This is a genomic window from Alteromonas portus (assembly GCF_005117025.1).
Lineage (GTDB): Bacteria > Pseudomonadota > Gammaproteobacteria > Enterobacterales > Alteromonadaceae > Alteromonas > Alteromonas portus.
Map to the genome: position 1 here is coordinate 20,129 of NZ_SWCO01000008.1, position 26,545 is coordinate 46,673.

Genomic DNA, 26,545 nt, shown 5'->3' on the forward strand with positions numbered 1-26,545 from the left:
TAATCAAAAAGAATATTCGCAAAAAGTTTTGGTCATAAAAAAGCCCCGCGTAATACGCGGGGCAAACAAGCACACTCAACTTGGAACACACTTTTAGCTGAAAACATACTTCCTACGTTTTAGCTAACTGCATTAATTTAGTGTGCTTAGTCGTTAGTTAGTTCAATAATTTTTTCACTTGCATCGGCAAAAGCCTTGTTTGCTTGCTCTTCACCCATGTTAAGTCCTTCAGCATAAACGAATTGTATATCGCTAATACCTATGAAATTTAAAAAGTGTTTTAAGTATGGCGTTTGTGTATCGAAGTCAGAGCCAGCATATACACCACCGCGGGCAGCAAAAACTGTGGCTGATTTATTTTCTAGCAAACCAACAGGGCCTGTTTCGGTATACTTAAATGTAATACCTGCTCTTGCAATACGATCGAAATAGGCTTTCAAGCTTGATGGTATGCCGAAATTGTACATGGGCACTGCCAATATAATTTCATCGGCAGCTTTCACTGTTTCAACAATATCGTCAGAAATTTTCGCCAGTGCTTGCTGAGATTCATCTCGCTCAGACGCCTCAGTCATCCACGCCTGCATTTCTTCACTCGTTAAATGAGGAAGCGCAAGTGAAGCCACATCTACGCGGTTAATTTGCACCGACTCATCACTTTCAATCTTCGATAGGTAATCGTTAGCGAGCTTTGACGAGTTACCCTGTGTGCCATTAAGGCTGGAAAATATAGCTAGGATTGTTTTCATGCCGAACTCCAATATGCGTTGTTTCGATAGTGTGACGCTATGTTACGGCAACTAGATAGAATGGAAATATCAAAAAAGCGGAGGGTTTGTTCTGTTTTATAGAATAGGAAAACTGTCAAATTGCAGGTTGTAAAATTTATGAAAACATTACATTACGTTAATGTTGCAAGGAGGTTGATCTTCTCATAATTGCCTAGCGTAACCGAGTTTGCCACAACACAATTAAGAGGATACAAAAAATGAGAAGGACCAAAGCGCTCCTTGCATGCTCAATCTTACCACTATTTTTAATCGGTTGCTCTGATGACGACGACGATGAAGTCGTTGAAGTACCCGCCCCCGTTATCGAATATTCAAATGTGCGCGTTGTGCACGCCGCATCTGATGCCCCTATGGTTAACATTACTGCTAATGACGCCATACTTAACGGTTTAGAAAATGTAGATTACCAAGTTGCTTCATCGCGTTTTGAAGTCGAGACAGGTACCTACGATATAGGGGTTACTGGTATTTTACCGGGTGAAAACGCTGAAGTTTTACAAGCGGATGTTACGCTAGAAGCAGATGTGAACTACGATATTTTTGCTGTGGGTAATGTTGGCGATGAAACATTGTCGCTGTTAACAGTAACGAGTATGGAAACTGCGGTTGATGCTGGCAACGCGCAAGTACAGATTGTACACGCGGCATCTTTAGCGCCAATGGTTGACATTTATGTTACTGCGCCAGATACAGACATTACTGCGGAACAACCTCTAGTCACAGCTGAATTTACTGACGCAACAGACTTGATTCAAGTACCCGCGGGCGATTATCAAATCCGTATTACACCGGCAGGCGAGACAACCGTCGTGTACGACTCAGGCACGGTTAACTTAGCCGACGGTGCTGATTTGCTTATTGCTGCAACTAATAATGTGGGAACCGGAGATTCCCCCGTCACGCTTTTAGCTGCAGACGGTGACAGCAGCTTTAAGATATGGGATTCAGAAGCAGGTGCCGAAATTCGTGTAGTGCACGGTATCAGCGATGCACCAGCAGTAGACGTTTTAGCAAATAACGAGACTGTGCTGGTAGACGGAATACAGTTCCCTCGTGCCACAGATTACTTGCCTGTTGCAGCAGGTGACTACCTTATTGACGTGGTAGCCGATAGCGACAACAGTGTTGTGGCAATTGACGATGCTGAGTTGACGCTAGAAGTAGGCATGTCTTACACCGCCATAGCGAATAACGTACTTTCTGCACCCGAGTTAGATGTATTAGTGGATATGCCTCGCTCAATTGCGACAGAAGCGAAAGTGCGAATTGTTCATGCTTCACCTTCAGCGGGTAATGTAGATATTTACGTAACCGCAGATGGAGAAATTGATGCAGTTGACCCAACGTTTGCCGATATTGCCTATGAGACTGGTGAGCTTGTTGAAACAGGGTATGTAAGCTTGGCGGAAGGTGACTACGTCGTGACGGTTACGCCTACTGGTACCAAAACAGCGGCGATCGAAACGGGCGTCTTGTCACTGGAAAATGGCGAAATTTATACTGCTATTGCACTAGATGGCGCAATAGACGGCGACCTACCTCAACTCGCATTGCTTGATGGCCTAGCTCCTCCTACACCGGCTTTCAACGCTGATATGACTTATAACGTAAGCTTAAGCGGCTCACAAGAAGTACCTGCTGTTGAAACTATGTTTACTGCGACAGCTGTGGTTGAAATTGACGAAGACCTACCCGCGTTTAGCGTAAGCGTTGACGTTTCAGGCCTAACTGACGTTACTGGTGTACATGTGCATGATGGCGGCATTGGTATGAACGGCCCAGTCGCTTTTCCGCTGACCGATGCTGGGAATGGCACTTATGTTCTGGCTGAAACTAACATTTCACCAAGCAACTTAGATGCGCTGACTAACGGTGAGTGGTATTTAAACGTACATACCACAGCCAATCCAAGTGGCGAAGTGCGTGGCCAAATTATTCCTGACACAACAGCGGTAGTGACATTCACGCTAAGCGGCAGCCAAGAGGTACCAGCGGTAGAGACTATGGCAATGGGCTCTGGCTATGCTCTTTTCGATACCACAAACAACAATGTTTCTCTTGTGGCGGTAACCACTATTGAAAATGCGACTATGGCGCACATTCACACTGGTTTTGCCGGTGTAAATGGTCCTGTGCTAGAAGCGCTTGTCGAGAGCGAAGAAACAGCTGGTGTGTGGATGACCGACGGTAGCTTAATGCTTGATGAAGCCACAGCTACGCAACTTCTTTCAGGCGGCCATTATGTGAATGTGCATACAGCAGCTAATACTGGCGGTGAAATTAGAGGTCAGATTACGCCTGATAACATTGAAGTGTACGGCATCATTGCCGATGGCCTGCAGGAAGTTCCCGCTGTTACTACAACGGCAAGCGGTGCTGGCGCATTTACTCTGAATACATCTACAGGTGCATTGTCAGGAAGCGTGACAATTACCAATATGACAGCAAGTATGGCACATATTCACGAAGGTGAAGCCGGTGTAAATGGTGGTGTGTTACTGGGGCTCACTGGTGGTACCGATGGTATGTGGTCAGTGCCAGCTAATACAACGCTAACGGCCGATCAAATGGGCGTGATGGCTGACGGAGGTCTTTACACAAACTTCCACTCAGACGCATTCCCTAGTGGTGAAATCCGTGGCCAAATCACGCTTGGTTTCGACTAATGATTTACAGAGAACGCTTTTTGAATGATATTTAGCAAAAGGCAAATGGCTTAAATTAAAAAAGGGGCGAAAGCCCCTTTTTCTTAATCTAACACAGCGAACCGCTATCTAAATAGTGTTTAGCGCGGCCTCGAAATCTGCAATCAGATCTTGTGTATCTTCAATACCTACCGAAATACGTAACATGGTATCGGAAATACCCATTAACTCACGTTCTTCTGCTGTGTTCTCGAAATAAATCGTAGGTGCAACAGGTAGCGCAAGCGTACGATTATCACCTAGGTGGGTTGCACAGATCACCAGCTTCATCTCGTTTAAAAACGCAACGGGATCAACACCTTCAACGAGGTCAAAACTTAAAATTGCGCCATAGCCACCGTTTAGATATTCACGTGCCATAAAATGCTGGGGATGATCGGCAAGGCCGGGATAAAACACTTTAGATACTTTAGGATGGTTATCTAAAAACGTTGCTAGCTGCATCGCATTATGCTGGCTTCGTGACAACCGCAGATCTAGCGTTTCCATACCTACCGCAATGGCCGTGGCTGATTGAGGTGCCAAAGTAGCACCTAAATCGCGTAAACCTTTCTTTTTAATTTGGGTAATGCCCCACTGCGCAGTATCTGCAACCTGATAAGCTGGCTTTAGATTATCGAACGATGTCCAGTCGAAGTTACCCGTATCTACTACTGCGCCACCTAACACATTACCGTGGCCTGCAATGTATTTTGTCAGCGAGCAAAACACTAACGACGCTTTAACGTCTTTGGCGTAAAAAACAGGCGGAGGGGTCATGGTGTTATCAACCATGAACAATATGTTTTTCTCTTCACAAAATTGGCCAATAGCGTGAAGATCAGCAACCTGAGTTACAGGGTTGGCGACGGTTTCGGTGTAAACACCTTTAGTGTTTGGCTGATATGCGTCTTTAACTTGTTGAATGTCGGTCACATCTGTGTAGGTAACCTGCACACCAAAATCTTTAATGGTTTCGAAAAAGCTACGGGTGTTGCCAAAAAGATATTGGCTTACAACTAAATGATCGCCTGCCTTTAATAGAGCAAACAACGAACTGCTTATTGCCGCCATACCGGTTGAGTAACAAAGCGTGCCTACACCGCCCTCTAACTCGTTAAGCATATTTTGCAGCGCCGCTACCGAAGGCGAAGACGAACGAGAGTAAACGTGAGCTGCGCGCTTTCCTTGAAACGCATCTATGATGCCTTGCGCATCTTTAAACTCAAAAAGAACCGAATTAGATGTGCTGCTGTGAACACCACCATGCTCTGGGGCATTTAGCATACGATCAGAATGAACCTGACGGGTTGTGAATCCCAATTTTGTCACGGGTGAAGCTCCGAAAATAGATGTTTGCGACCGAGCCTAGTGCGCACCAGTACTCTTGTATTAATACGGTAGCGTACTAACCACTTCAGTAGAAATGATTATGGCTTTGTTTTGCAGTTTTTAGGATATTTTGCGCAAACATTATCATAAAACGTGTAAATAGTTTGCATTTGTTCATCTATGTTAGTCACTTTCTGAATAATTGGTCCCAGTACAATCACCTTTCTGGCATAGTCCAACCCAATGACTTGTATGGGAATTTCCGCTTCTCGCGCAATGTGCATAAACCCGGTTTTCCATGGGTAAATAAGGCTACGTGTGCCTTCTGGCGCTAAAGCAAGAATAAGATGGTCAGCCTGTTTAATCTTATTTGCAATGGAGGTAACCACCCCGTGGGCTTTGCTTCTCTCTATGGGTATGCCCCCTAGCCGTCTGACAATTGCACCTAAAGGCGGCGTAAAAATGGTGTGCTTACCGAAGAAATTAATGTTCAGCTTAAATGAAAATACCACGAATAAACCAATAAAGAAGTCCCAGTTCGAAGTATGCGGTGCTACCGCTAAAATAGCTTTCTTCTGATTGATAAGTTCACCTTCTACACGCCAACCTCTTTTTGTAAGTACCCACGCTGCAAACGATGATAACCACTTCGGCCACTTTCGGGGGATATTTCTTCCTACACTAATTTTATTTGCGAGTTGAGGTTGGCTATCAGTGTGTGAGGGTTTTGTCATTCTTATTATGCTCTGGTTACTACATTTAGATAATCTTAACTGCTGTCTCATTGACTACGGCGTCAACCAACTGGCTCTTTTAATAAGCCTTTATCATGTGCACTTTCTTTTTCGACGTTGTACCCGCATATTGATAACAGAAGCAAAAGTATTAACTAACGCACTTTTTTTGCGAAGAGTAATCAAAATAGATATGTAACGCAATTGTTAACAACAATATGCATGCGTTAGTCAACAGATAATTCTGAGAAAGGGTTTCAATAGTAGCTATGTGTATTTTATTTATCGCAAACAAGTTGCGAGATGACTACCCGCTTATCATCGCTGCGAATCGGGATGAGTTTTACGCAAGGCCCACAGCGCCTTCTTCATTTTGGAAAAGCCACCCGCATTTACTTGCCGGGCAAGACTTAGAAGCTAATGGAACCTGGATGGGTGTTACGCGTAACGGAAACATAGCAGCTCTTACTAATGTAAGAGACCCACACAACATCAATAAAAATGCGGTATCGCGGGGTGAATTAGTCGCCAACTGGCTGAAGCAGGACCCAGCCGATATAGAAGGTGTTGCACAAGCACAATACCTGGCAACGCTGGAAAAAACGCGACACCAATATAACGGCTACAATCTGCTATTTGGTGATACGAAAGGGCTTAGGGTTTACAACAATGTAAACAATTCGACCCATGCAATTGATACCGGTGTGTATGGCTTGTCTAACGCTGACATTGTTACTGCGTGGCCAAAAGTTACGCAAGGCGTAACGGCATTAAATGATTATGTTGCGAATAAAAGCACCATTGATAAAGAAGACTTGTTCGATATTTTGCGCCATGACAACAAAGCAGACGATGCACTGCTACCCGATACGGGTATAGGTTATGAATGGGAAAAGGCGTTATCTTCCATTTTTATTCAAACCGAAAAATACGGCACGCGCACCTCTACGCTGCTTCTGGTAGATAAGAACAATACATTGACCTGGAAAGAACGACGTTTTTCAGATAGAGGTGAAACACTGGAAACTCGTGCTTTTTCTTTTTCAATTTAGGGCATTTTTGAAATGAAACTTTCGTTTACGTTTTATAAAGCAGATTAATTGAAATATTTTCAACCTTTAGGGGTCGTTTTTTCTACCATCGGTGGCATAATGCCTGCCTGCTAATTATCGCACACCAACGTAACGTGAGGACATATCGTGTTTGAAGTATTACCCCATCTCGCCCCAGATCCAATTCTTGGCCTGTCAGCTGCTTTTCGTGAAGACACCAACCCAAATAAAATAGATTTAGGTGTTGGCGTTTATAAAGATGAGCAAGGTAATACCCCTATTCTTTCAAGTGTCGCAAAAGCGCAAAAAGTGCTTTTAGACAAAGAAACCAGCAAAACCTACATCACGCCTCAAGGCAACCAAGGTTTTATTGACGGTATGTTGTCTTTGCTTTTAGGTAAGAATAGCCCAGTACTTCTTGCAGACCGCGTTGCCGCCGTTCAAGCACCCGGTGGTTGTGGCGCACTGCGTATTCTTTCAGAGCTACTAGTTCGTTGTAACGAAAATGGAAAAGTTTGGGTTAGCGACCCAACGTGGGCTAACCACATTCCACTTATCGGCTCTGCGGGCCTTAAAATTGAAACCTATCCGTACTTCGATAAAGCGTCAGCAAGCATTCGTTTCGACGCGATGATGGAAACCCTTCGCAAAACTGAAAAAGGCGATATCGTTCTTCTTCACGGATGCTGTCACAACCCGACAGGTGCAGACCTTACTAATGCGCAGTGGGATGAAGTACTCGAAGTAGCGAAAGAGCGCGAGTTTTTGCCTTTCATCGACGTAGCTTACCTTGGCTTTGGTGAAGGCTTAGACGAAGATGCATACGGCATGCGTTTGTTGGTTGAAAATCTTCCAGAAGTAATTGTAGCGGCGTCTTGCTCTAAAAACTTCGGTCTTTATCGTGAGCGTGTTGGTTTAGCAGCTATTATTACTGAAGATTCAGCAACCCGTAAAATTGCACAGGGTCAAATTCAGTCAATCGCTCGTGGTATCTACTCTATGCCGCCAAGCTACGGCGGTGCACTAGTAGACATCATTCTTGCTGACGAAGCCCTTAACAACGAGTGGGTATCTGAAGTGAACGAAATGCGCGATCGCATGAAGTCGCTGCGTTCAATGCTTGTACAAAACCTTCACGATAATGGCTCTCCTAAAGATTTTAGTTTCGTAAACGATCAAAAAGGTATGTTCTCATTCTTGTGTATCACACCTGAGCAAGTGCGAGAAGTACGTGAAAAGCACAGTGTCTACTTTGTTGATTCAAGCCGCGTAAACATTGCGGGCATCAACCAAGAAAACGTAGAAACACTAGCAAAAGCATTGGTGTCAGTGCTTTAAGCGCTAACTAACGATTTCTAAAAACTAAAAGGCAGAGTTGATACTCTGCCTTTTTTATTCCATTCGAATTAGTAACTTCCCTTTTTATGCGATAAATCCTCTTTTCCCTGCTGTCAGCGGCAGTTAGTCACACTTCTTAACAAATTTACACCCTGCTCTGTTCGCTTTTTTATAGGGCGTACACAAGATTATCGTTACACTGTAACCATGTTGACGTTCACGTTAACTTGGTATTTATTACGATTTATTTATAACAATGAGATTAACGACAAGAACAAGGATCACTGATGTCTAAAGTAAGTGTATTTTGTATTTCTGCCGCATTACTAGGTAGTGCTATGCAGGTAGATGCTAAGGAAGGCATGTTCACGCCAGAACAGCTCCCTTCAATTGCTGGCGATTTAAAAGAAACCGGTTTGGCAATTCCTGCCAGCAGCATTAATGATTTAACCGCGTTTCCAATGGGCGCTATTGTTTCTCTTGGTGGATGTTCTGCATCGTTTGTGTCTGACAAAGGCTTGGCAGTTACCAATCACCACTGCGCACGTGGCTCAGTACAATACAACAGCACCCCAGAAAACAACTATTTAAAAGATGGTTTTCTAGCTAAAGAAATTGGTGATGAACTACCCGCAGCTCCGGGCACTCGCATGTTCGTTACGGTAGATTTTTCTGACGTAACCGACAAAGTTATTGGCGGTATCGATGATGATGTTCAAGGGCGTGACCGCTACGACCTCATTGAAGCGAACCGCAAAGCCTTGATTGCAGATTGTGAGTCTGAAGCGGGCTTCCGCTGCTCTGTTCCTTCGTTTTTCCAAGGCCTTGAGTATAAGCTAATTAAGCAAATGGAAATTCGTGATGTGCGTATTGCCTATGCGCCTGCTGACTCCATCGGTAAATACGGTGGTGATGTAGATAACTGGATGTGGCCTCGTCACACTGGTGATTTTTCTTTCTATCGTGCTTATGTTGGCAAAGACGGTAAACCAGCTGATTACAGTGAAGACAACGTACCATTTAAACCTGATCATTTCTTAAAAGTTTCAGCTGCTGGCCTTGAAGACGGCGACTTTGTAATGGCGGCTGGTTACCCGGGCTCTACCAATCGTTATGCCCGTTTGTCGCAAGTATCTTACACATTTGATTGGCTATATCCAACCTATCTTGAGCTGGTAGATGCGTGGATTAAAACCATTGAAAATGCGTCTGAAGAAGGCAGTGATGCGCGCATTAAGTATGAAGCAACGCTAGCGGGCTTAAACAACTTTCACAAAAACACCTTGGGGCAGCTTTCTGGCGCCAAACGTGTTGGACTTGTTCCCCGTCGCGCAGAGCGTGAAGAGCAGCTAGCAGCATGGCTTGATAAAAACGGTAAGAGTGAAATGAAGCAAGCACTTGCGTCACTTGATGCGGTTAGCGCTGAACAAATGCAAATGAACAAGCAAAACTTCTGGTACAACAACCTAAGTCGCGCACAGCTTTTATCCTCTGCCCAAAACCTCTATCGCAATGCTATTGAGAGAGAAAAGCCAGATGCCGAGCGTGAGCGTGGGTATCAAGAGCGTGATCAAATACGCATTAAAGAAGGCGTAGAACGCATTGAGCGCCGTTTTGATGCGGTTGTTGATCAAGCTGTGTGGCAAAAGATGATCAGCATGTACCTAGAGCAACCTGAAGAAAACCGAGTTGCGGCTTTCGATAAAGCAGTAGGTATTGATGGTGATACTGACGGAAAAACGCTTCAGAAGAAGTTAAAAGCGTTTTACGATAATACTTCACTGACCAGCACTGAGGAGCGTTTAAAATGGTTAACCGCAAGCCGTGCTGATTTTGAAAACAGCAATGACCCATTCATTAAGCTGGCAGTTGCACTTTTCGATACCGAGATGGCAATTGAAGATAAAAGCAAAACACTTAGCGGTAAAGCTGCTGCACTTCGCCCTAAATACATGAGTGCTATTATAGAGTGGCAAAAATCTTTAGGCAGCCTTGCTTACCCAGATGCAAACAGCACGCTTCGTGTAACTTACGGTAATGTGATGGGCGGCTCGCCAAAAGATGGCCTTATATACGAACCGTTCACTCGTCTTGAAGGCATTACCGAAAAGGATACCGGCGAAACACCGTTTGATTCACCGAAAAAGCAGCTAGAGCTTATTAAAGACAAGCAGTACGGTCCTTACAAGCTAGAAGCTATTAACAGCGTACCGGTAAACTTCCTTACCGATTTAGACTCAACAGGCGGTAACTCAGGCTCAGCAACGCTTAACGCAAAAGCAGAGCTAATTGGTTTGTTATTTGACGGTACATTCGAAAGCGTTAATTCAGATTGGGATTTTGACCCGAAAACAACCCGTACCATCCATGTAGATAGCCGTTACATGTTATGGGTAATGGAATACGTTGACGGTGCAACAAACCTCATCGAAGAGATGACAATCGTTAAATAAAGCCAAATAATGGGGTCAGAGTACATTTCTGCCCCCATCCCAAACTCGCAAAAATGGGGTCAGAGTACTTTAATCTAGAGTACTTTAATTTTCTCTAATAACCTTTCACTGAAAAGGAGATCGCTATGAGGTTACTATTAAGGCTTGTGAGTATCGCCGTGGCTGCATACGCATGCTACGCGGGCGTTTCAACAGGTGAGTGGGAAGTATCTATCGCCGTAATTTCATTGTGCGGGTTGGTATTTTTGGTATCACTTATTACCAAAAGTCGCGGAATCAAATCCAATTCTCATGGTGACGCTAGCGCAGCGATTTACACGCCAAGCATTAGTTCAAGCTCAAGTATTAGCTCTAGCTCATCTTGCAGCGGTGATGGCGGTGGCGGCGACTGCTAAAGCTAACGGGGTCAGAGTACTTTTTTCAGTATATAAAGTACTCTGACCCCATATTTTGGATGCTAAACGCTGTAGAAATGTACTCTGACCCCCAAATTAATGTACTCTGACCCCATAATTTATTTGAGGTTGCGGAGGCCTTGGGTGAGGAGTCGGACTAGTGCGTTGGCAAAGTTTTGTTTGTCGCGCTGGGAGAAAGCTTTTGGCCCGCCTGTGTGTTCGCCGCTTGAACGCATGGTTTCCATGAAATCTCGCATGCCCAGTATCTGCTTAATAGACGACTTGTCGTATTCTTCACCACGGTTGTTTAATGCAAGGGCATTTTTTGCCAGTACATCAGCGGCCAATGGAATGTCATTGGTAATGACTAAGTCACCGGCTTCACACTTATCTACTATATAGTCGTCAGCAGCATCAAAGCCTGAAGGTACTTGCGTTAAAGTGATGTGTTTGTCTGGCGGAACAGACATGGAATGGTTAGCCACCAAAGACAAAGGCAGCTTTGTACGTCTAGCTGCCTTAAAAAGAATGTCTTTGATCACTGCAGGGCACGCGTCGGCGTCAACCCATATATGCATGGTCGTATCTCGTAATTGAAACTAATTACGCTAGCATACCACCATCTACCACCACTGTCGTGCCCGTGGTGTAGCTTGATGCATCTGATACTAAATACAATACTGTACCCGCCATTTCATCCGGGTCTGCTACGCGGCCTAGTGGAATAACTTTAAGGGCGTGTTTCAAGATTTGCTCGTTAGTCGTTAACGCTGAGGCAAATTTAGTGTCAGTCAAACCTGGCAGCAATGCGTTTACGCGAATGTTTAAGCTACCGCACTCTTTTGCGAACGACTTAGTCATGCTGATAACGGCCGCTTTGGTAATTGAGTAAATACCTTGCATGTCGCCCGGCGTTACGCCATTAACGGACGCAGTATTAAGTATGACGCCACCACCCTGCTCTTTCATCATTTTGCCAGCTTCAATTGACATGAAGAAATAACCACGAATATTTACGTCTACCGTTTTGTTGTAGGCACCAAGGTCAGTATCTAAAATGTGTCCAAAGTAGGGATTGGCTGCCGCGTTGTTTACAAGAATGTCCAGCTTGCCGAAATCGCGCTTAATCACATTAAATGCTTCTGTGATTTGTTCCATTTCACCCACATGACACGCCAGCGCTGTCGCCTTCCCCCCCGCATCGCGAATTGAAGAGGCTACGGCTTCACAGCCGTCAATTTTGCGGCTTGAAACAATAACGTGGGCGCCATATTGTGCGAGTAGCCGAGCAATAGATTCGCCGATACCACGACTAGCACCTGTAACCAGTGCCACTTTTCCTGTTAAATCAAATAGGTTGTTCATTAAACATTCCTTCTCTTGCTGTCTTTACGCAAGCTACGTATCTCTGTGCCTATCTACGGTAGCTGCATTTGTCTTGTAATAAGTCTTTTGAAGGCTTTGGAAATACGATCCCTTAAAAACTCATTGTTTTATTTTCATCACTCTTGGTGTTTATGCCAACATACCGCCGTCTAGCACCACTGATTGCCCCGTCATGAATGACGATTCGTCACTACATAACCAAGCAATAGCATTGGCTATCTCTTCGGGTTTACCCAAGCGTTTCATTGGGTTGGCTGCAATTAACCCTTTCTGACCACGTTCGTCTAGTTTAGATAACACCCCTTGAACCATAGGCGTGTCAACAAAACTCGGACATACCGCATTAATACGAATGTTCGCCCTTGCGTACTCCACCGCCGCAGATTTAGTTAGCCCAATGACCCCGTGCTTTGAGGCGCTATAGGCACTTATCATGGGCGCTGAACGCAACCCGGCTACCGAAGCAATGTTGATAATGTGTCCGCCACCTGTTGCAGTCATATGCTTCAGGGCGTTTTTCATGCAATACCACACACCTGCTAAGTTAACCTGGATGTTTTTCATGAACATAGCGTCATCCACTTCGGTGAGCGGCGCAGGAAAATGATCGATACCTGCGTTGTTTATGATCACGTCAATCTTTTCAAGATGTGAAAGCGCCGTGTCGAACATTGCTTTGACCTGAGCAGATTCGGTAACGTCAACACTCACTGCATAGGCTTTGCCACCTGCAGCAATTATTTCTTCAGCCAATGCTTTAGCATTATCTTGATGTAAATCAGCAATACCTACTATTGCGCCACGCTGTGCTAACACGCGAGCCGATGCAGCACCGATACCTGACCCACCGCCAGTGATAAGAATATGTTTGCCTTCAACATTTGCAGCTACATTCATTAGCCGTACTCCAGTTTAATTTTTGTGCGCTGCACTTTTCTTTTAAGTGTCCTAATGCGCAAATGGGAATATCAAAAAGTTAGAAGTAGCTTGCTTTTACATTATTGCAAGATGCTTCACGTGACGTCAGAACTTCAATATCGCGACTGACTAGCGGCAATTCCCAATTTAGGAAATATTCTGCTGCCGCCAGTTTTCCTTCATAGAAATCAACATCCTGTTCGCCAGCACCGTTATTTAACGCTTGTTCGGCAACATTCGCTTGGCGCAGCCAAATCCAGCTCACTACACAGCTTGAAAAAATGTTTAGAAAGCAGCTCGCGTTCGTTAGCAACACTGACTGTTTGTCAGAGCGTAGGTCTGCTGCTGCTTGTTGTATAAGTGCGCCAAGCTGATCTAAATACGGTTTTAGTTTTGCTGCCAGCGCTTGTGCTCTGGGCGTTTCTGCGCGTTTCATATCGCTTGTTACTCGCGCTAGCAAAACTTGCAAACCTTTACCTTCATGCTGCCACAACTTTCTGCCTAGCAGGTCTAACGCCTGGATACCATTCGTGCCTTCGTGTATTGGGTTTAAGCGGTTATCTCGCCAGCACTGCTCAACTGGGTATTCTCGGGTGTAGCCCGCTCCACCTAAAATTTGAATAGCTAAATCGTTGGCTTTAGGGCCGAACTCAGACGGCCACGCCTTAAATACAGGTGTTAATAAATCCAGAAGCTGGGAAAGCTCGGTGCGCCTTTCACTGTCCGCTTCCGTTTCCATCTCATCGATGAGCATACTGCCGTATAAGCAAAGAGACATACCGCCTTCACAATACGCTTTTTGCGCTAGCAACATACGTCGCACGTCACCGTGATTGATAATGGGTGTTGGGTCGTCTTCGGGGGCTAAATTAGGGGCGGCGCGACCTTGGGTACGATCTTTTGCATACTCTAATGAGTAACGGTACCCACGATACCCTATCATGGCAGCGCCATATCCCACACCAATGCGGGCTTCATTCATCATCATGAACATATAACGCAGTCCTTGATGTGGTTCGCCTATAAGGTAGCCGTGGCAATCGCCATTTTCGCCAAAGGTAAGCGCCGTTGAAGTGGTACCTCTATAGCCCATTTTATGAATAAGACCTGCAAGAGTGACATCATTTCGCACATCAGGGTTGCCGTCGCTGTTTAAGCGATATTTAGGCACGGCAAATAATGAAATGCCTTTCACACCAGCTGGGCCACCTGGAATTTTCGCCAACACCAAATGTACAATGTTGTCGGAAAGCTCATGCTCACCACCTGAAATATAAATCTTGCTGCCTTTGATCCGGTACGTACCGTCATCTTGCGGTCTTGCTAACGTACGAATATCAGCAAGTGACGAACCGGCATGTGGTTCGGTAAGTGCCATCGTTCCCGTGAAGTCACCTGCTAGCATTTTTGATAGAAACGCGCTTTTGATATCGTCTGAGGCAAAATGCTTTATAACGTTGGCAGCAGCGGCTGTTAAAAATGGATACGCGGTAGAAGATGGGTTTGCTGCCAAAAAATAGCCCGCACAAGCATTCATCACAGTAACAGGAAGCTGCATGCCGCCATCTTCAAAATCGAAGTGACCCGCAATAAAGCCTGATTCCCTGTACGTATCGAAAGCGACTTTCACTTCGTCAATCATTGATACTTTAGTGCCATCAAATGTGGGCTCATTTTTATCAGCAACTGCGTTATGAGGCAGAAATAACTCTTCCGCCATTTTCTCAGCCATATCAATGACAGCATTGAAGGTTTCAACATTGTGTTCTTCAAAGCGTGATTTTTCGCACAGTGCTGCCGTGTTTAATACCTCGTACAGCTGAAACTGCATTTCTCGGCGTGGTATAAGTTGGTCGGCCATAGTGTTCTATCCTCTACGAACAATTGTTAACGCATTGTGTCATATTCGTTATCGTGTCATTATTGTCATTTATGACACAATAATGGCCAATCCCGCCAACAATCACTGTGATTTATTTGCTTTTATAAATTGAATTATTTTTATGAATAACACCAAGTTTACGGTTACTGTTTTAGGGTTTAATCAAGCTTTAGCCTCTGCCATCACTGGGGCACTTGACGTATTTGCTTTCGCGGGAATAAGTTGGCAACGTATTCACGACTTACCTACTAGTCCACAGTTTAAAGTGCAACTCGCGAGTCATCACGGCCAATCCATACTCTGTTCTAATCAAGTCTTGCTGCAACCGAATATTGCTATTGAAGACGTCCCTCACACCGACGTGTTGCTGATACCAACAATTGGCGGCGATATTGATGAAGTCCTGAATGATACGCAGCCATTACTGGTTCATATAAAGCGTTTAAGGAAAATGGGCGCTGATATCGCAGCCAACTGCACGGGAAATTTCTTATTGGCTCTGACAGGGTTACTTAACGATAGGACAGCCACTACTCATTGGGGGTATGCAGATAAGTTTAAAGCTATGTTCCCGAGTGTAAATCTGCAGCCAGAGAAAATGGTTACGGAAGACGATACGGTCTTCTGTGCAGGTGGCGGTATGGCGTGGATTGACTTGTCGATCTTATTGATTGAGCGCTACTGCGGCCACCAAATAGCGAGCGATACGGCAAAGTCACATGTATTGGACGTTTCTAGAACAAGCCAGACGGTTTATGCGAGCAGTCGTCATCGTCAGTTTCACTCAGACAAAGATATTAAAGCGGTCCAGTCTTTTCTAGAAAGAAATCTACAAAGCAAGTGTACGCTTCATGATCTAGCAATGCGACACAACATGACAGAACGTACGCTAATACGACGATTTAAGAATGCGTGCGACACCACGCCTGGACAGTATTTACAATCACTGCGTATTGAGCACGCCCGAAAACTTTTGGAAACTTCCAGTGTGCCCCTTGAGCGCTTGATTGGCGCTGTAGGCTACGAAGACCTAAGCTCTTTTACTCGGCTGTTCAAAAAAACAACGGGATTATCACCTTCTCAATACCGAACAAAATTCAAACGAAACTAATGCTTTTTTGACCACGTGCAATTTCGAGCGCACCAAAAAATATCTTTTATACAAACAACTTGTTCTACGCTTGTGCACAAAGGCCTCTCCAACATATTCATTCTAACTAATATGGTGCATTTGCGGTGAAACTCGCCTTGTTTTGCACAAATATGAAGTTTTTATTTAAAAGTTTGTGTAAAATGCAGCGCCAAGCATAGATTGTTAATTTTTGTGCTAAAAACACTACAAAAGTATAAATTTATAATCATCTTGGTGGAAACATGAGAACACACAAAATCGCCACACTAGCACTAGCTGTTAGTGCTGCGTTCAGCTCTTCAGTTCTTGCACAAGAGGCCGCAACGACAGAAAAAAAAGAAGCCTCACTTGAACAAATTACCGTAACTGCTCAAAAGCGTACCCAGTCTATTCAGGAAGTACCTATTTCTGTTGCGACACTCAGCGGTGAAAAATTCGAAAGCCTATTCTCTGGCGGTGAAGATATCCTTGCTTTAGCTGTTCGAGTACCAGGTCTTTACGCCGAATCATCAAACGGTCGTGTTGCACCGCGTTTTTACATCCGCGGTTTAGGTAACACTGACTTCGACCTTGCGGCATCTCAGCCTGTTTCTATTATCATGGACGAAGTGGTAATGGAGAATGTGGTATTAAAAAGCTTCCCTCTTTTTGACGTTCAACAAGTAGAAGTACTACGTGGCCCACAGGGTACACTATTTGGTCGTAACACCACCGCTGGTATCATCAAATTTGATACAGTAAAACCAACTCAAGATGTTGAAGGTTACGCGAAAGCTGGTTTCGGTTCATACGGTACAATGAACTTTGAAGGCGCAATTAGCGGCGGTCTTACTGACGAGCTTTCTGCGCGTTTGTCATTGTTGTCGCAAGAACGCGATGACTATATCGACAATGCCTTCACAGGCGAAAACGATGCAATTGGTGGCTACGACGAAAAAGCTTATCGTTTACAGCTTCTTTGGGAACCATCAGCTGACTTCTCTGCATTACTAAACGTGCATGGCCGTGAGCTTGAAGGCACGGCATCTATTTTCCGTGCCAATGTATTTACCAAAGGTAGTAACGAGCTAAACGCTAACTATGATCGCGAAACCGTATACTACGATGGCGACCTACAGGGCGACGGCATCGACAATAACCCACAAGAGTACGATGGTTTTGGTGCTTCACTAAAACTAGAATACGATATGGATGAGGTTACATTCACGTCAATCTCAGCTATTGAGACCGCTGATGGGTCAAGCCTAGGTGATGTTGATGGTGGCTTTAATCTAGCCGACGGCACATCGGGCCCTGGATTCATTCCTTTTTCAGCAGTAACGCAAGATAACCTAGACGATCTAGAACAATACACGCAAGAGTTTAGATTTGCTAGCAACACTACTGATGCCTTGAACTGGCAGCTAGGTGCTTTCTACTACGATGCTTCGTTCAACGTTACCAGTATTGATGGTTTCTTTGGTGCAACCACAGTATTCCATGAAAACCAAACATGGGCGGTATTTGGTCAAACGTCTTATCAAGTTAATGAAAAGCTAAATGTAACCGGTGGTATTCGTTATACCCACGACTCTAAGAGCCTAGTGGTTGGCGATCAAAACGTTGACGGCTTTGCCTTGGTTATTGGCGCAGCTGAGATACAAGACTATGACGATATTGATGTAGATGATGGTCAAACTAGCTTTGAATTAAGCGCAAACTATCGCGTTACTGATGATATGTCTGTTTTTGCTCGCTATGCTAACGGCTTCCGTGCTCAAACAATTCAAGGACGTGACGTTGCATTTGAAGGCTCGCCTTCCGTTGCTGACGCTGAAACCATCAACTCTTTTGAACTTGGTATTAAGTCTGACTTATTTGATGACTCATTGCGTCTAAACGCTGCTGCATTCTACTATACCGTTGATGACATGCAGTTCTCAGCTATTGGTGGTGGCAACAACTTTACTGCGCTTGTAAACGCAGACAAAGGTGAAGCGTACGGTTTTGAAGTAGACGCACAATGGCTAGCTACTGATGAACTTACGTTTACAGCAGGTTACAGCTACAACCATACTGAAATCAAAGATGATTCATTAACTGTTTCTCCATGTGGAACAAGCGCTGCTGATGGATTTACCGGTAACTGTACAGTAACAGACCCTCGTCCAGATGGCTTTGCTGCCTCTATCGACGGCAACCCGTTCCCGCAGGCGCCTGAGTCAATCTTCAACTTCACAGCCCGTTACACCATCCCTATGGGTGACGACGGTGAGTTCTTCGTATTTACTGATTGGGCGTTCCAAGGTGAAACAAACATCTTCTTATACGAAGCGGTTGAGTTCACTACTGACGACAATTTCGAAGGCGGCCTACGCATTGGTTACGAAAACTTCGCGCACAACTACACTGTAGCGCTATTTGGTCGTAACATTACCGACGAAGACAATGTTAAGGGTGCAATCGACTTTAACAACCTGACTGGTATCGTAAACGAGCCGCGCGTTTGGGGTGTTGAGTTTAAGTACACTTACTATTAAGCGTCGATAGGTAGGGCTTTTCATTCATAGAACCTACCTATTCACCTTGTTAAAGAGCGGTTGCGTTGAAAAACGTTACCGCTTTTTTTATCCCATCTACGCCGCCAAGTGAATATCAGAACTAGGCGTTTGCACTAGCTGCTGTAACTTTCTGCACACCTGTACCCAACGCGCGACCTTTTGATAATAAACCTGCTCTATAAGCTGGCCTTTTTCGTTAAACAAAAAGCTCGCTAACTTCCCTTTATTACCCGGCATATAAAAGTGATGTACCGTGAATTGATGAGATAAAGGGGCATACGCCACTTTTTGATACATACAGAAAGGCAACCCGTTTGCGCGCTCATCACCGCCGGTTAAGCGAGTGCGGCGTTGAAACGTATCTGCACCTAAATCGGCCATAATTCCGTGTTTTGAAATAAGCTGGTCAACCGCTTTAATGCCTGTTTGCATAATATTCCCCTAAAAGTTACGCTAATCAGCGAACCAATATAAGACTCAAAATAAACCATACTGATATTTATACAGTATATGGTCATTTGTTTAAAATGCAAACAAAAAAGCCGCTTTTTTAAGCGGCCTTTGTTTCAAGTTGAAATTTTAATTAATGCAGGGCGGATTCTAGAAAGGCCCATTGATCGGCATACCCTTCTATTTGCATCCATGTGGGTGTGCCTGCTCCGTGACCTGCGCGGGTTTCAACGCGAAGCAATACTGGATTATCACAGCCTTGATCTGCCTGTAGTTGCGCTGCAAATTTATAGCTGTGCCACGGCACAACCCGGTCATCATGATCACCTGTAGTAACTAGTGTAGCTGGGTAGCACGTGCCAGGTTTAGTATTGTGAAGTGGTGAATAAGCATAAAGCGCTTCGAATTCATCTTTATTTTCACTTAAGCCATAATCCGAAGACCAAGCTCGCGCATTCGCACTAGGCGTATGATAACGAAGCATGTCTAACACACCCACTGCGGGTAAGGCAGCAGAGAAAAGATCAGGACGCTGAGTTAAGGTCGCCCCCACAAGCAACCCACCATTAGAGCCACCTTGAATACCCATTTTCTCCGGTGTGGTATAGCCGCTTTCAACTAAGTACTCTCCCGCTGCAATAAAATCGTCAAATACATTCTGTTTGTTTAGCTTAGTGCCAGCCTTGTGCCACTGTTGACCATACTCGCCACCACCCCTTAAATTAGCGATGGCAAGCACATTACCCTGCTCTACCCACACCATTCGCGATACTGAATATCGTGGCAGCAGTGAAATATTAAAACCTCCATACCCGTATAGTAGCGTTTTATTATTTCCATCTAGCTTCAGGCCTTTCTTATGCACAATAAACATGGGAACCTTTGTTCCATCTTTACTGGTGTAAAAAATTTGCTTCGTTTCGTAGTCATCATAATTAATACCTGTATCGATGGTTTTAAATAACGATGATTCGCCGCTTTCTACATCATAGGCAAACACTTGACCAGGGTTGGTGAACCCCGTTAGTTTATAGAAAGTGGTATCGGTGTTTTTGCTGCCATAAAAGCCGCTCACGCTTCCAATGTCAGAAAACGCAATTTCATCAACTTTTTTGCCGCTTAAATCAAATACACTTACCTGCCCTTTTACATCTTTTAAATACTGAGCAAAAAGCTTTTCGCCTAAAAGTGAAACGCTAGATAAGGTATCAGACGTACTTTCAATCACGGTTTCTGTTGCTTTAACGCCACCATCGAAATCAACCTTAATAACCTTACCTGTCGGTGCATCTGCAGTAGAAGTGAAAAACAGCGCATCGTTGTGTTCACCGATTAAATCGTAGCGCCCATCCCATTTGTCGAAAACAGGAACAAACTCACTGTTTTTATCTTCTAGCGATTTCGCGTAAACACCGTTCGACTGATACCCTTCAAACACAGATATAAGCAATGTTTTGCCATCTTGAACAACTGAAGGATAAGGGTTCCATGTAGGCTTGTTGTCAAACGCAAAGACTTTTTTATCTTCGCTTTGTGGTGTCCCTATTGCATGAAAATAGATAGATACGGTTTGGCTATCGTCGTACTTACCCGCTTCTGTTTTAGGATAACGAGAATAGAAAAAACCGCTTTCATCAGGCAACCATGCAATATTTGAAAACTTAATACCTTTGATAGTATCGGTTAAATCCGCTTTACTCGTGGTATTGCGAATGTGAATAGTTTTCCAGTCTGTACCGCCGTCAGAAAGCATGTAAGCAAGATATGAAGCTTTAGGGCTGAGTTCAGTCGACGCCATAGATACTGTGCCGTCGTCACTCAATGTATTGGGGTCGATCAATAATTCAGCTTTACCGTTCACGCTGTCTGCCATATAAAGCACATATTGGTTTTGAAGGCCGTCGTTATAAGAATAAAACAGCTTGCCGTTAACCATATAAGGTGTGGAATACTTTTCGTAATCCCATAGCGCGGTTAAACGTTCTTTATAACGCTCTCTAGACGGTAAATTTGCCAAGTAAGGGCGAGCAAGCGCATTTTGTGAATCAACCCACGCCTTCACCTCTTCGCTCTTTTCTTCTTCTAACCAGCGGTAAGGATCGCTAACCATAGTGCCATGGTAGTTGTCTTCTTGCTCCACGGTTTTAGTTTCTGGGTAGCCAGAAATCTTTGGCATAGCAACACTCTGCACTTCACTTTTTACCTCAACGGGTACCGCTGCGTTAGGTTCAGTATTCCCGCTTGTGCAAGCGAACGTTAAGCCTGCAGATGCCGCAACTACACCAGCGTACATTAGCTTTTTCTTCATGTTTTAATCCTTAAAAGAAAAATGCCGGTGTTACCCGGCATTATCTATTTAACTTTCTGTCGTAAGTTCTGCGTGTTTTCGACCTTTAAATACGTTTTTAAGGTCATTTAGAATAAGGTACAGCGCAGGAACTAGCAGCAAGGTGATCACTGTGGCAAACAAAATACCAAAGGCTAAAGAAATAGCCATGGGTATCACAACTTGAGCCTGTAGACTGCGCTCGAATACTATTGGCATAAGCCCCATAAAGGTTGTCAGTGACGTTAAGATGATGGCTCTGAATCGCTGTGTACCTGCACTAATGGCTGCATCCATAAGCGACATGCCTTCTTTACGCGCACGGTTAACAAAATCCACCATGATCAGGCTGTCATTAACTACAACACCCGACAATGCGATAATACCGCAGAACGAAAGCACACTTACCGCCATGCCCAATACTAAATGTCCAACAATCGCACCAACGATACCAAAAGGAATTACAGACATAATGATGAAAGGTTGGCTGTAAGACTTAAGCGGAATAGCAAGTAAGGCGTAAATGGCAAATAGCGCGAATAAAAGCCCCTGCATTAAACTAAACATAGCATCAGCCTGCTCCTTTGAATTTCCTTGAAGCTGGAACTCAACACCAGGATAGCGGGCGAGTAGGTCTGGCATTAAATTCTCAATCACATCGTTAGTCACTTCAGACGGGTCAAGCAATGCTTTATCCACAACTCCGGTTACGGTAACTGAACGTTTACCATTGACACGAATAATTGAATCGAACCCTTGACCTACGGTGAAGGTAGCCACCTGCTCGAATGGGATCTCTTGACCGTTTGGCGCACGAATACGCATATTTTCGAGGTGCTCTATAGAGCTACGTTCCGCTTTCGGGTAGCGCACCATGACTTTTATTTCTTCATCGTCTCGTTGAATACGCTGCACTTCTGCACCATAAAAACCAAAGCGAACTTGCTGACCTAAATCGCGAAGTGAAATACCTAACGCATCGGCCTGAGGTTTCAGCGCTAGCTGAATTTCTTCGCTACCGCCTGAAAAAGTATCGTTAATATCGGTAACGCCTTCATATTTATCTAAAGCTTCTTTTATGTCGTCGCTGATAGCGCGCAACGCTTTAATATCACTGGAGCTGAATTCAAAACTAAGGTCAGAACCTCCGCCAGGACCACCCGGAGAGCTGATATTAAATGACTTCACGCCAGGAATTTCAGGGACCTCTTGACGCCACATATCTTGAATTTCAAAGTCAGTAAGCGTGCGGGTTTCGCCCTTGGTCAGCTCAGCAAAAATTTCACCACCTAAGTTACCATTGTCAAAAGCAATAGCGTGCTTAATGACATTTTCACCTGACTCTTCTGCGACTTTATCGTCCATGCGGTGCATGGCTTCACGAAGAGTCGTTAGTACCTTGTCGCGCTGTTCTAGTGACGAACCAGGCTCTAACTCAAAGCTTGCCATCATAAAGTCACTAGGAATATTCGGGAAGAATACAAAGCGTACAATACCACCGCCGAATAGGCCTACTGTAAGGATCAGCATGGCCACAAAAATAGACACAGTGGTGTAACGATTTCTTATTGCTTTTGCTAAAAACGGGGCGTACTTATTATTAATAAACGTTTTTATGCCTTCACTGAAGAAGTCTCGGAACTTTTGAAACGCGTTAGCTTTTTCCGGATCATAAGGCTTAAGCTTCATGTGTACCAAGTGCGCCGGCAGTATTAGCTTAGATTCGATCAGTGAGAAAATAAGGCAAACAATAACTACCATACCTATGGTTTTCCAGATAATACCGAATGGCCCAGATACCATAAGCATAGGAGAAAATGCGGCAATGGTGGTTAAAACACCAAATGTTGCCGGCATAGCAACTTTTTTAACGCCCGCAATAACGTTATCAGCATTGTGCCCTTTTTTGTCTATTTCAGAGTAAGCTGATTCACCCATGATAATTGCGTCATCAACCACAATCCCCAGTACAAGAATGAAGGCAAACAAACTTAGCATGTTAATAGATACGCCAACCATGTCTAACGGCATGACGAGCAAGGTTCCTAAAAAGCAAACTGGCAGGCCAACAATTACCCAGAACGCGAGTTTAATTTTTAAGAACAGTGAAAGTACTAAGAATACAAGCAGCGCACCGAAAAACATGTTTTCAAGCATCATGTTAAGTCGGTCGGCCAGATAAAATGAGCTATCGCCCCAAGTATCAGCGGTAATGTGAGCCGGAAATTCAGATTTTTTGCTGTCAATATAGTTGTTAACTTGCTCTGAAATTTCTAGCGCATTTTGGTCACCCACAGCTTGTACCCGCAGACTAACCGCAGGTTTGTCATCGAACAGTGCATATTGGTTGTTTTCAATAAAGCCATCGTTAATATAGGCCACGTCGCCAAGGGTAACACGAGTCCCGTTGGCGTTTGTGACTAGTACGATTTGGGAGAAGTCCCAGCCTGTATAGGCCTGCCCTTTTGTTCTAAGCAGAATGTCCCCGTTTTCAGTGCGGATTGAACCACCGGGTAAGTCCACACTGGTTTGGCTTAAACGCGCCACAACATCAGCGAACGTAAGGTTATACTTTTGCAAATCAACTTCAGAAAGTTCTACAGAAATTTCATAGTCTCTTGCGCCCACAACCTGAACGCTGGAGATACCTGGCAAGTTTGCGATATCGTCGCGTAAATCTTTAGCAAACTCTTTGAGTTCTCTTTCAGAGGCATCACCGTAAACCGACAGCCATATTACGTCTTGTTGAATTTTTTGACGATAAATAACAGGCTTTTCGGTGTCGGCTGGGAAACTTGGAATAGCGTCAACTTGTACTTTTACTTCATCAAGCAATGACTGAACATCATAGTCTTCTTCAACCTGAATACTTACTGTTCCCATGCCTTCTACGGCGGTAGAGTTAAGCTGCTTTATTCCCTCCAAGTCCTTAATGGCCTCTTCAATTTTAAGAAGCACCCCTTCTTCTACTTCTTGAGGCGCAGCGCCTAAATAAGGCACGCGAACACTAATCACGTCAATTTCAAAGCTCGGAAATACTTGTTTTTGTATACTGAAAGCACTGAACAAGCCGCCCACAATAAGCAAAATCATCAGCAGGTTGGCCGCCACATTATTGCGTGCAAACCAAGCAATAAGCCCTTTGTTTGTATCGATACGACTCATTAGTTGTCACCTTCCGAGCGTTCACTTTGTACTGCATCGGTGCTGTCAGAAGTATCCGCTTCTGCGGTGTCAGCTAGCACGGGCTCGTCACCGGGAAGGCGTACTTTCATACCGGTATAAGGGTTTGGTACCGCACTGGTTACCACTAAACTCCCTTCAGCAATACCAGAACGAACGAACACTTCTTTTGCCGTAGTACGTGCCACTTCTACCGATTTGATTTCTATTTCGCGGTTGTCGTTAACGGTCAGTACCGTATTGTCCAAGCGCAAAATACTGCGAGGTAGCACCACAAGTTGCTCATTCTGGCGAGAGGTAATTTCTGCTTCCACGAATTGGCCGAAACGCAATGGAGCTTTGTGTGAAGACTTCAAGTTGTAAGGGTCTTTCACTTCAACAATGGCGTACACTACCCTGCTACCTGTATCTAAAATACCCTCTGAGCGCACAAGCGTACCTTCCCACGTTGTTTTCACACCACCAACTGAGGCTGCTAAAGATACTGGCGCACCGTCATTAGATTGCCCCGCAATATTGATAAACATCAGGTCGCTGTCGGTGATGGGTAGTCTTACTTCGGCAGTGTCAGTAGAATAAATAGTGCCAAGTACCGAGCCCATTGCCACAAACTGACCAAGGTCGATATTACGCTCAACTACAATACCGTTATAAGGAGCGGTAATTTGCGTTCTAGCCAAGTTACGCTTAGCGCGTTCTAACTTCGCTTCTGCTGCTTTTACGTTTGCTTGTTCCTTTGCCAGCTGAGGTTTTCTTAAACCTAACTCGGGTGGAGCCACACTGCTGACCGAACGCCATTCTTGTTCGGCTACTTTACCCCGGGCAATTTCTTCTTGAAGGGCAGCCTGAGCTTGGGCAAGCTCTGCTTCGGCAAGTTTAAGGTCGGTGCGATAATCATCTTGTTCAAGGGTAGCCAGCACATCACCTTTCTTGAAGGTACCCCCTGCGATAAATACATCAGATAAGCTTATTACTTGCCCACTCACTTGTGCACTTAATGCCGTTTTATTTCTAGGCACCACATTGCCTTGAGATTTAACAATGAAATTTACGGGCTCTGCAGAAACTTCTTTTGCATTGACAAGAAAAGCAGGGATTTCTACGGGAACTTGCTCGGGAGGCTTGCGAGACTTGATCATAACGGCAGCCGCGATAAACGCGACCAGCAATATGATTAATGGAAGACCACTTTTCATCAACATGGAGTTTTTCATTTACTATCCCTAGGAACGAAGGCAACCCGCGTGAATGAGGTTGGCGCAGCTACTCACTGCACGCATCATTAAACACACGATAACCCATTAAATTCTATTATTATTGTTACAACACTATTGTACTAATTTTATGTTTTGCATGCCCAATTTAGATTGTTAAATTTTGTGTCTATTTATTGTTTTCAATGTGCACACTTAAATCAGCTTTCCTAATATAAAAAAATATCAAAAGAATACAAAGTAAGATTGATAATTATCAGTTTTTCGTTGATTATTTAATCACTCATTGGTTATGAGTTAACCGGCGGTTGTAAGTTAAGCGTAGTCTTAATGCGAAGTAGCCTCGGGAAAGATTTCGCTACGTTGAAGGGAAAACACATTATGAGTCTTAAGAAACAATACCTTAAATCAAAACCTTTGTGCAAAGTGACATTTCGACTGAATGCGGAAGCGGCCCAAGATGCCAAAGAAGCAGCGTTGTGTGGTGACTTTACTGACTGGAAATCGCAGCCGTTAACAATGAAGAAATTGAAAAGTGGTGACTTCACGTTAACTGTTGATTTAGAGAAAGATCATGAATACCAATTTCGTTATCTCATCGATGGTGAAAAATGGGAAAACGACTGGGAGGCAGATGCTTATATCCCCTCTCCTGTGAGCATAGAAGATAACTCTGTAGTGCGCGTTTAATTTTTCATTCTTAAACGAAGCATAGCTGTTTCTACCTCGAATATT

At 44.3% G+C, this 26,545-nt stretch carries 19 protein-coding genes; 8 read left to right on the forward strand and 11 right to left on the reverse strand.

The window, feature by feature from the left end; genetic code table 11:
- Window positions 1-146: 146 nt before the first annotated feature.
- The gene (locus E5672_RS13810) at window positions 147-749 is read right to left on the reverse strand and encodes an FMN-dependent NADH-azoreductase (RefSeq protein ID WP_136782726.1); all 603 of its coding nucleotides are present in this window, start codon (window positions 747-749) and stop codon (window positions 147-149) included.
- A gap of 239 nt (window positions 750-988) precedes the next feature.
- Here E5672_RS13810 and E5672_RS13815 point away from each other — a divergent pair, with 239 nt between their 5' ends.
- Window positions 989-3,457 (forward strand): CHRD domain-containing protein, encoded by a 2,469-nt coding sequence (locus E5672_RS13815; protein WP_136782727.1) that lies wholly within the window; start codon window positions 989-991, stop codon window positions 3,455-3,457.
- Window positions 3,458-3,565: 108 nt separating this feature from the next.
- Here the strand turns inward: E5672_RS13815 and E5672_RS13820 are convergent, their stop codons facing one another.
- Window positions 3,566-4,807, reverse strand: a complete 1,242-nt coding sequence (locus E5672_RS13820) for a cystathionine gamma-synthase family protein (RefSeq protein ID WP_136782728.1) — start codon at window positions 4,805-4,807, stop codon at window positions 3,566-3,568.
- A 98-nt stretch (window positions 4,808-4,905) separates the two neighbouring features.
- Entirely contained in the window at window positions 4,906-5,541 is a 636-nt protein-coding gene (locus E5672_RS13825) for a 1-acyl-sn-glycerol-3-phosphate acyltransferase (protein ID WP_136782729.1), read from the reverse strand.
- A gap of 269 nt (window positions 5,542-5,810) precedes the next feature.
- Here E5672_RS13825 and E5672_RS13830 point away from each other — a divergent pair, with 269 nt between their 5' ends.
- The 4 genes from E5672_RS13830 (at window position 5,811) to E5672_RS13845 (ending at window position 10,779) form a co-directional block, all read left to right on the forward strand.
- On the forward strand, window positions 5,811-6,593 hold the full coding sequence (locus E5672_RS13830) for an NRDE family protein (RefSeq protein WP_136782730.1): 783 nt from the start codon (window positions 5,811-5,813) through the stop codon (window positions 6,591-6,593).
- A 147-nt stretch (window positions 6,594-6,740) separates the two neighbouring features.
- Complete coding sequence (locus E5672_RS13835) at window positions 6,741-7,931, forward strand: amino acid aminotransferase (protein ID WP_136782731.1); 1,191 nt, start codon at window positions 6,741-6,743, stop codon at window positions 7,929-7,931.
- A 287-nt stretch (window positions 7,932-8,218) separates the two neighbouring features.
- Window positions 8,219-10,384 carry a S46 family peptidase gene (locus E5672_RS13840; protein WP_136782732.1) on the forward strand — a complete coding sequence of 722 codons (2,166 nt, stop codon included), beginning with the start codon at window positions 8,219-8,221 and terminating at the stop codon, window positions 10,382-10,384.
- 125 nt (window positions 10,385-10,509) lie between these two features.
- Window positions 10,510-10,779, forward strand: a complete 270-nt coding sequence (locus E5672_RS13845; protein WP_136782733.1) for a hypothetical protein — start codon at window positions 10,510-10,512, stop codon at window positions 10,777-10,779.
- 119 nt (window positions 10,780-10,898) lie between these two features.
- On the opposite strand, the gene E5672_RS13850 is transcribed toward E5672_RS13845, so the two are convergent.
- The 4 genes from E5672_RS13850 to E5672_RS13865 all read right to left on the reverse strand — a co-directional run bounded on the left by E5672_RS13850 (window position 10,899) and on the right by E5672_RS13865 (window position 14,944).
- A complete protein-coding gene (locus E5672_RS13850; protein WP_136782734.1) occupies window positions 10,899-11,357 on the reverse strand; it encodes a YaiI/YqxD family protein in 459 nt (152 codons plus the stop codon).
- Between the two features lie 25 nt (window positions 11,358-11,382).
- Entirely contained in the window at window positions 11,383-12,144 is a 762-nt protein-coding gene (locus tag E5672_RS13855; RefSeq protein ID WP_118494390.1) for an SDR family oxidoreductase, read from the reverse strand.
- A gap of 150 nt (window positions 12,145-12,294) precedes the next feature.
- The gene (locus E5672_RS13860; RefSeq protein ID WP_136782735.1) at window positions 12,295-13,062 is read right to left on the reverse strand and encodes an SDR family NAD(P)-dependent oxidoreductase; all 768 of its coding nucleotides are present in this window, start codon (window positions 13,060-13,062) and stop codon (window positions 12,295-12,297) included.
- A gap of 79 nt (window positions 13,063-13,141) precedes the next feature.
- Entirely contained in the window at window positions 13,142-14,944 is a 1,803-nt protein-coding gene (locus tag E5672_RS13865) for an acyl-CoA dehydrogenase (RefSeq protein ID WP_136782736.1), read from the reverse strand.
- 142 nt (window positions 14,945-15,086) lie between these two features.
- On the opposite strand from E5672_RS13865, the gene E5672_RS13870 reads away from it, so the two are divergent.
- On the forward strand, window positions 15,087-16,076 hold the full coding sequence (locus tag E5672_RS13870) for a GlxA family transcriptional regulator (RefSeq protein WP_136782737.1): 990 nt from the start codon (window positions 15,087-15,089) through the stop codon (window positions 16,074-16,076).
- Between the two features lie 263 nt (window positions 16,077-16,339).
- A complete protein-coding gene (locus tag E5672_RS13875; protein WP_136782738.1) occupies window positions 16,340-18,616 on the forward strand; it encodes a TonB-dependent receptor in 2,277 nt (758 codons plus the stop codon).
- A 96-nt stretch (window positions 18,617-18,712) separates the two neighbouring features.
- Here the strand turns inward: E5672_RS13875 and E5672_RS13880 are convergent, their stop codons facing one another.
- From E5672_RS13880 to E5672_RS13895, 4 genes are all read right to left on the reverse strand, one after another.
- Complete coding sequence (locus tag E5672_RS13880; protein ID WP_136782739.1) at window positions 18,713-19,069, reverse strand: hypothetical protein; 357 nt, start codon at window positions 19,067-19,069, stop codon at window positions 18,713-18,715.
- 151 nt (window positions 19,070-19,220) lie between these two features.
- Window positions 19,221-21,395 (reverse strand): prolyl oligopeptidase family serine peptidase, encoded by a 2,175-nt coding sequence (locus E5672_RS13885; RefSeq protein ID WP_136782740.1) that lies wholly within the window; start codon window positions 21,393-21,395, stop codon window positions 19,221-19,223.
- 48 nt (window positions 21,396-21,443) lie between these two features.
- Complete coding sequence (locus E5672_RS13890; protein WP_136782741.1) at window positions 21,444-24,578, reverse strand: efflux RND transporter permease subunit; 3,135 nt, start codon at window positions 24,576-24,578, stop codon at window positions 21,444-21,446.
- Window positions 24,578-25,810 carry an efflux RND transporter periplasmic adaptor subunit gene (locus E5672_RS13895; RefSeq protein WP_136782742.1) on the reverse strand — a complete coding sequence of 411 codons (1,233 nt, stop codon included), beginning with the start codon at window positions 25,808-25,810 and terminating at the stop codon, window positions 24,578-24,580. Before E5672_RS13895 ends, E5672_RS13890 begins: the two co-directional genes overlap by 1 nt.
- A 381-nt stretch (window positions 25,811-26,191) precedes the next feature.
- Here E5672_RS13895 and E5672_RS13900 point away from each other — a divergent pair, with 381 nt between their 5' ends.
- Window positions 26,192-26,500, forward strand: a complete 309-nt coding sequence (locus E5672_RS13900; protein ID WP_014949733.1) for an isoamylase early set domain-containing protein — start codon at window positions 26,192-26,194, stop codon at window positions 26,498-26,500.
- Window positions 26,501-26,545 lie beyond the last annotated feature (45 nt).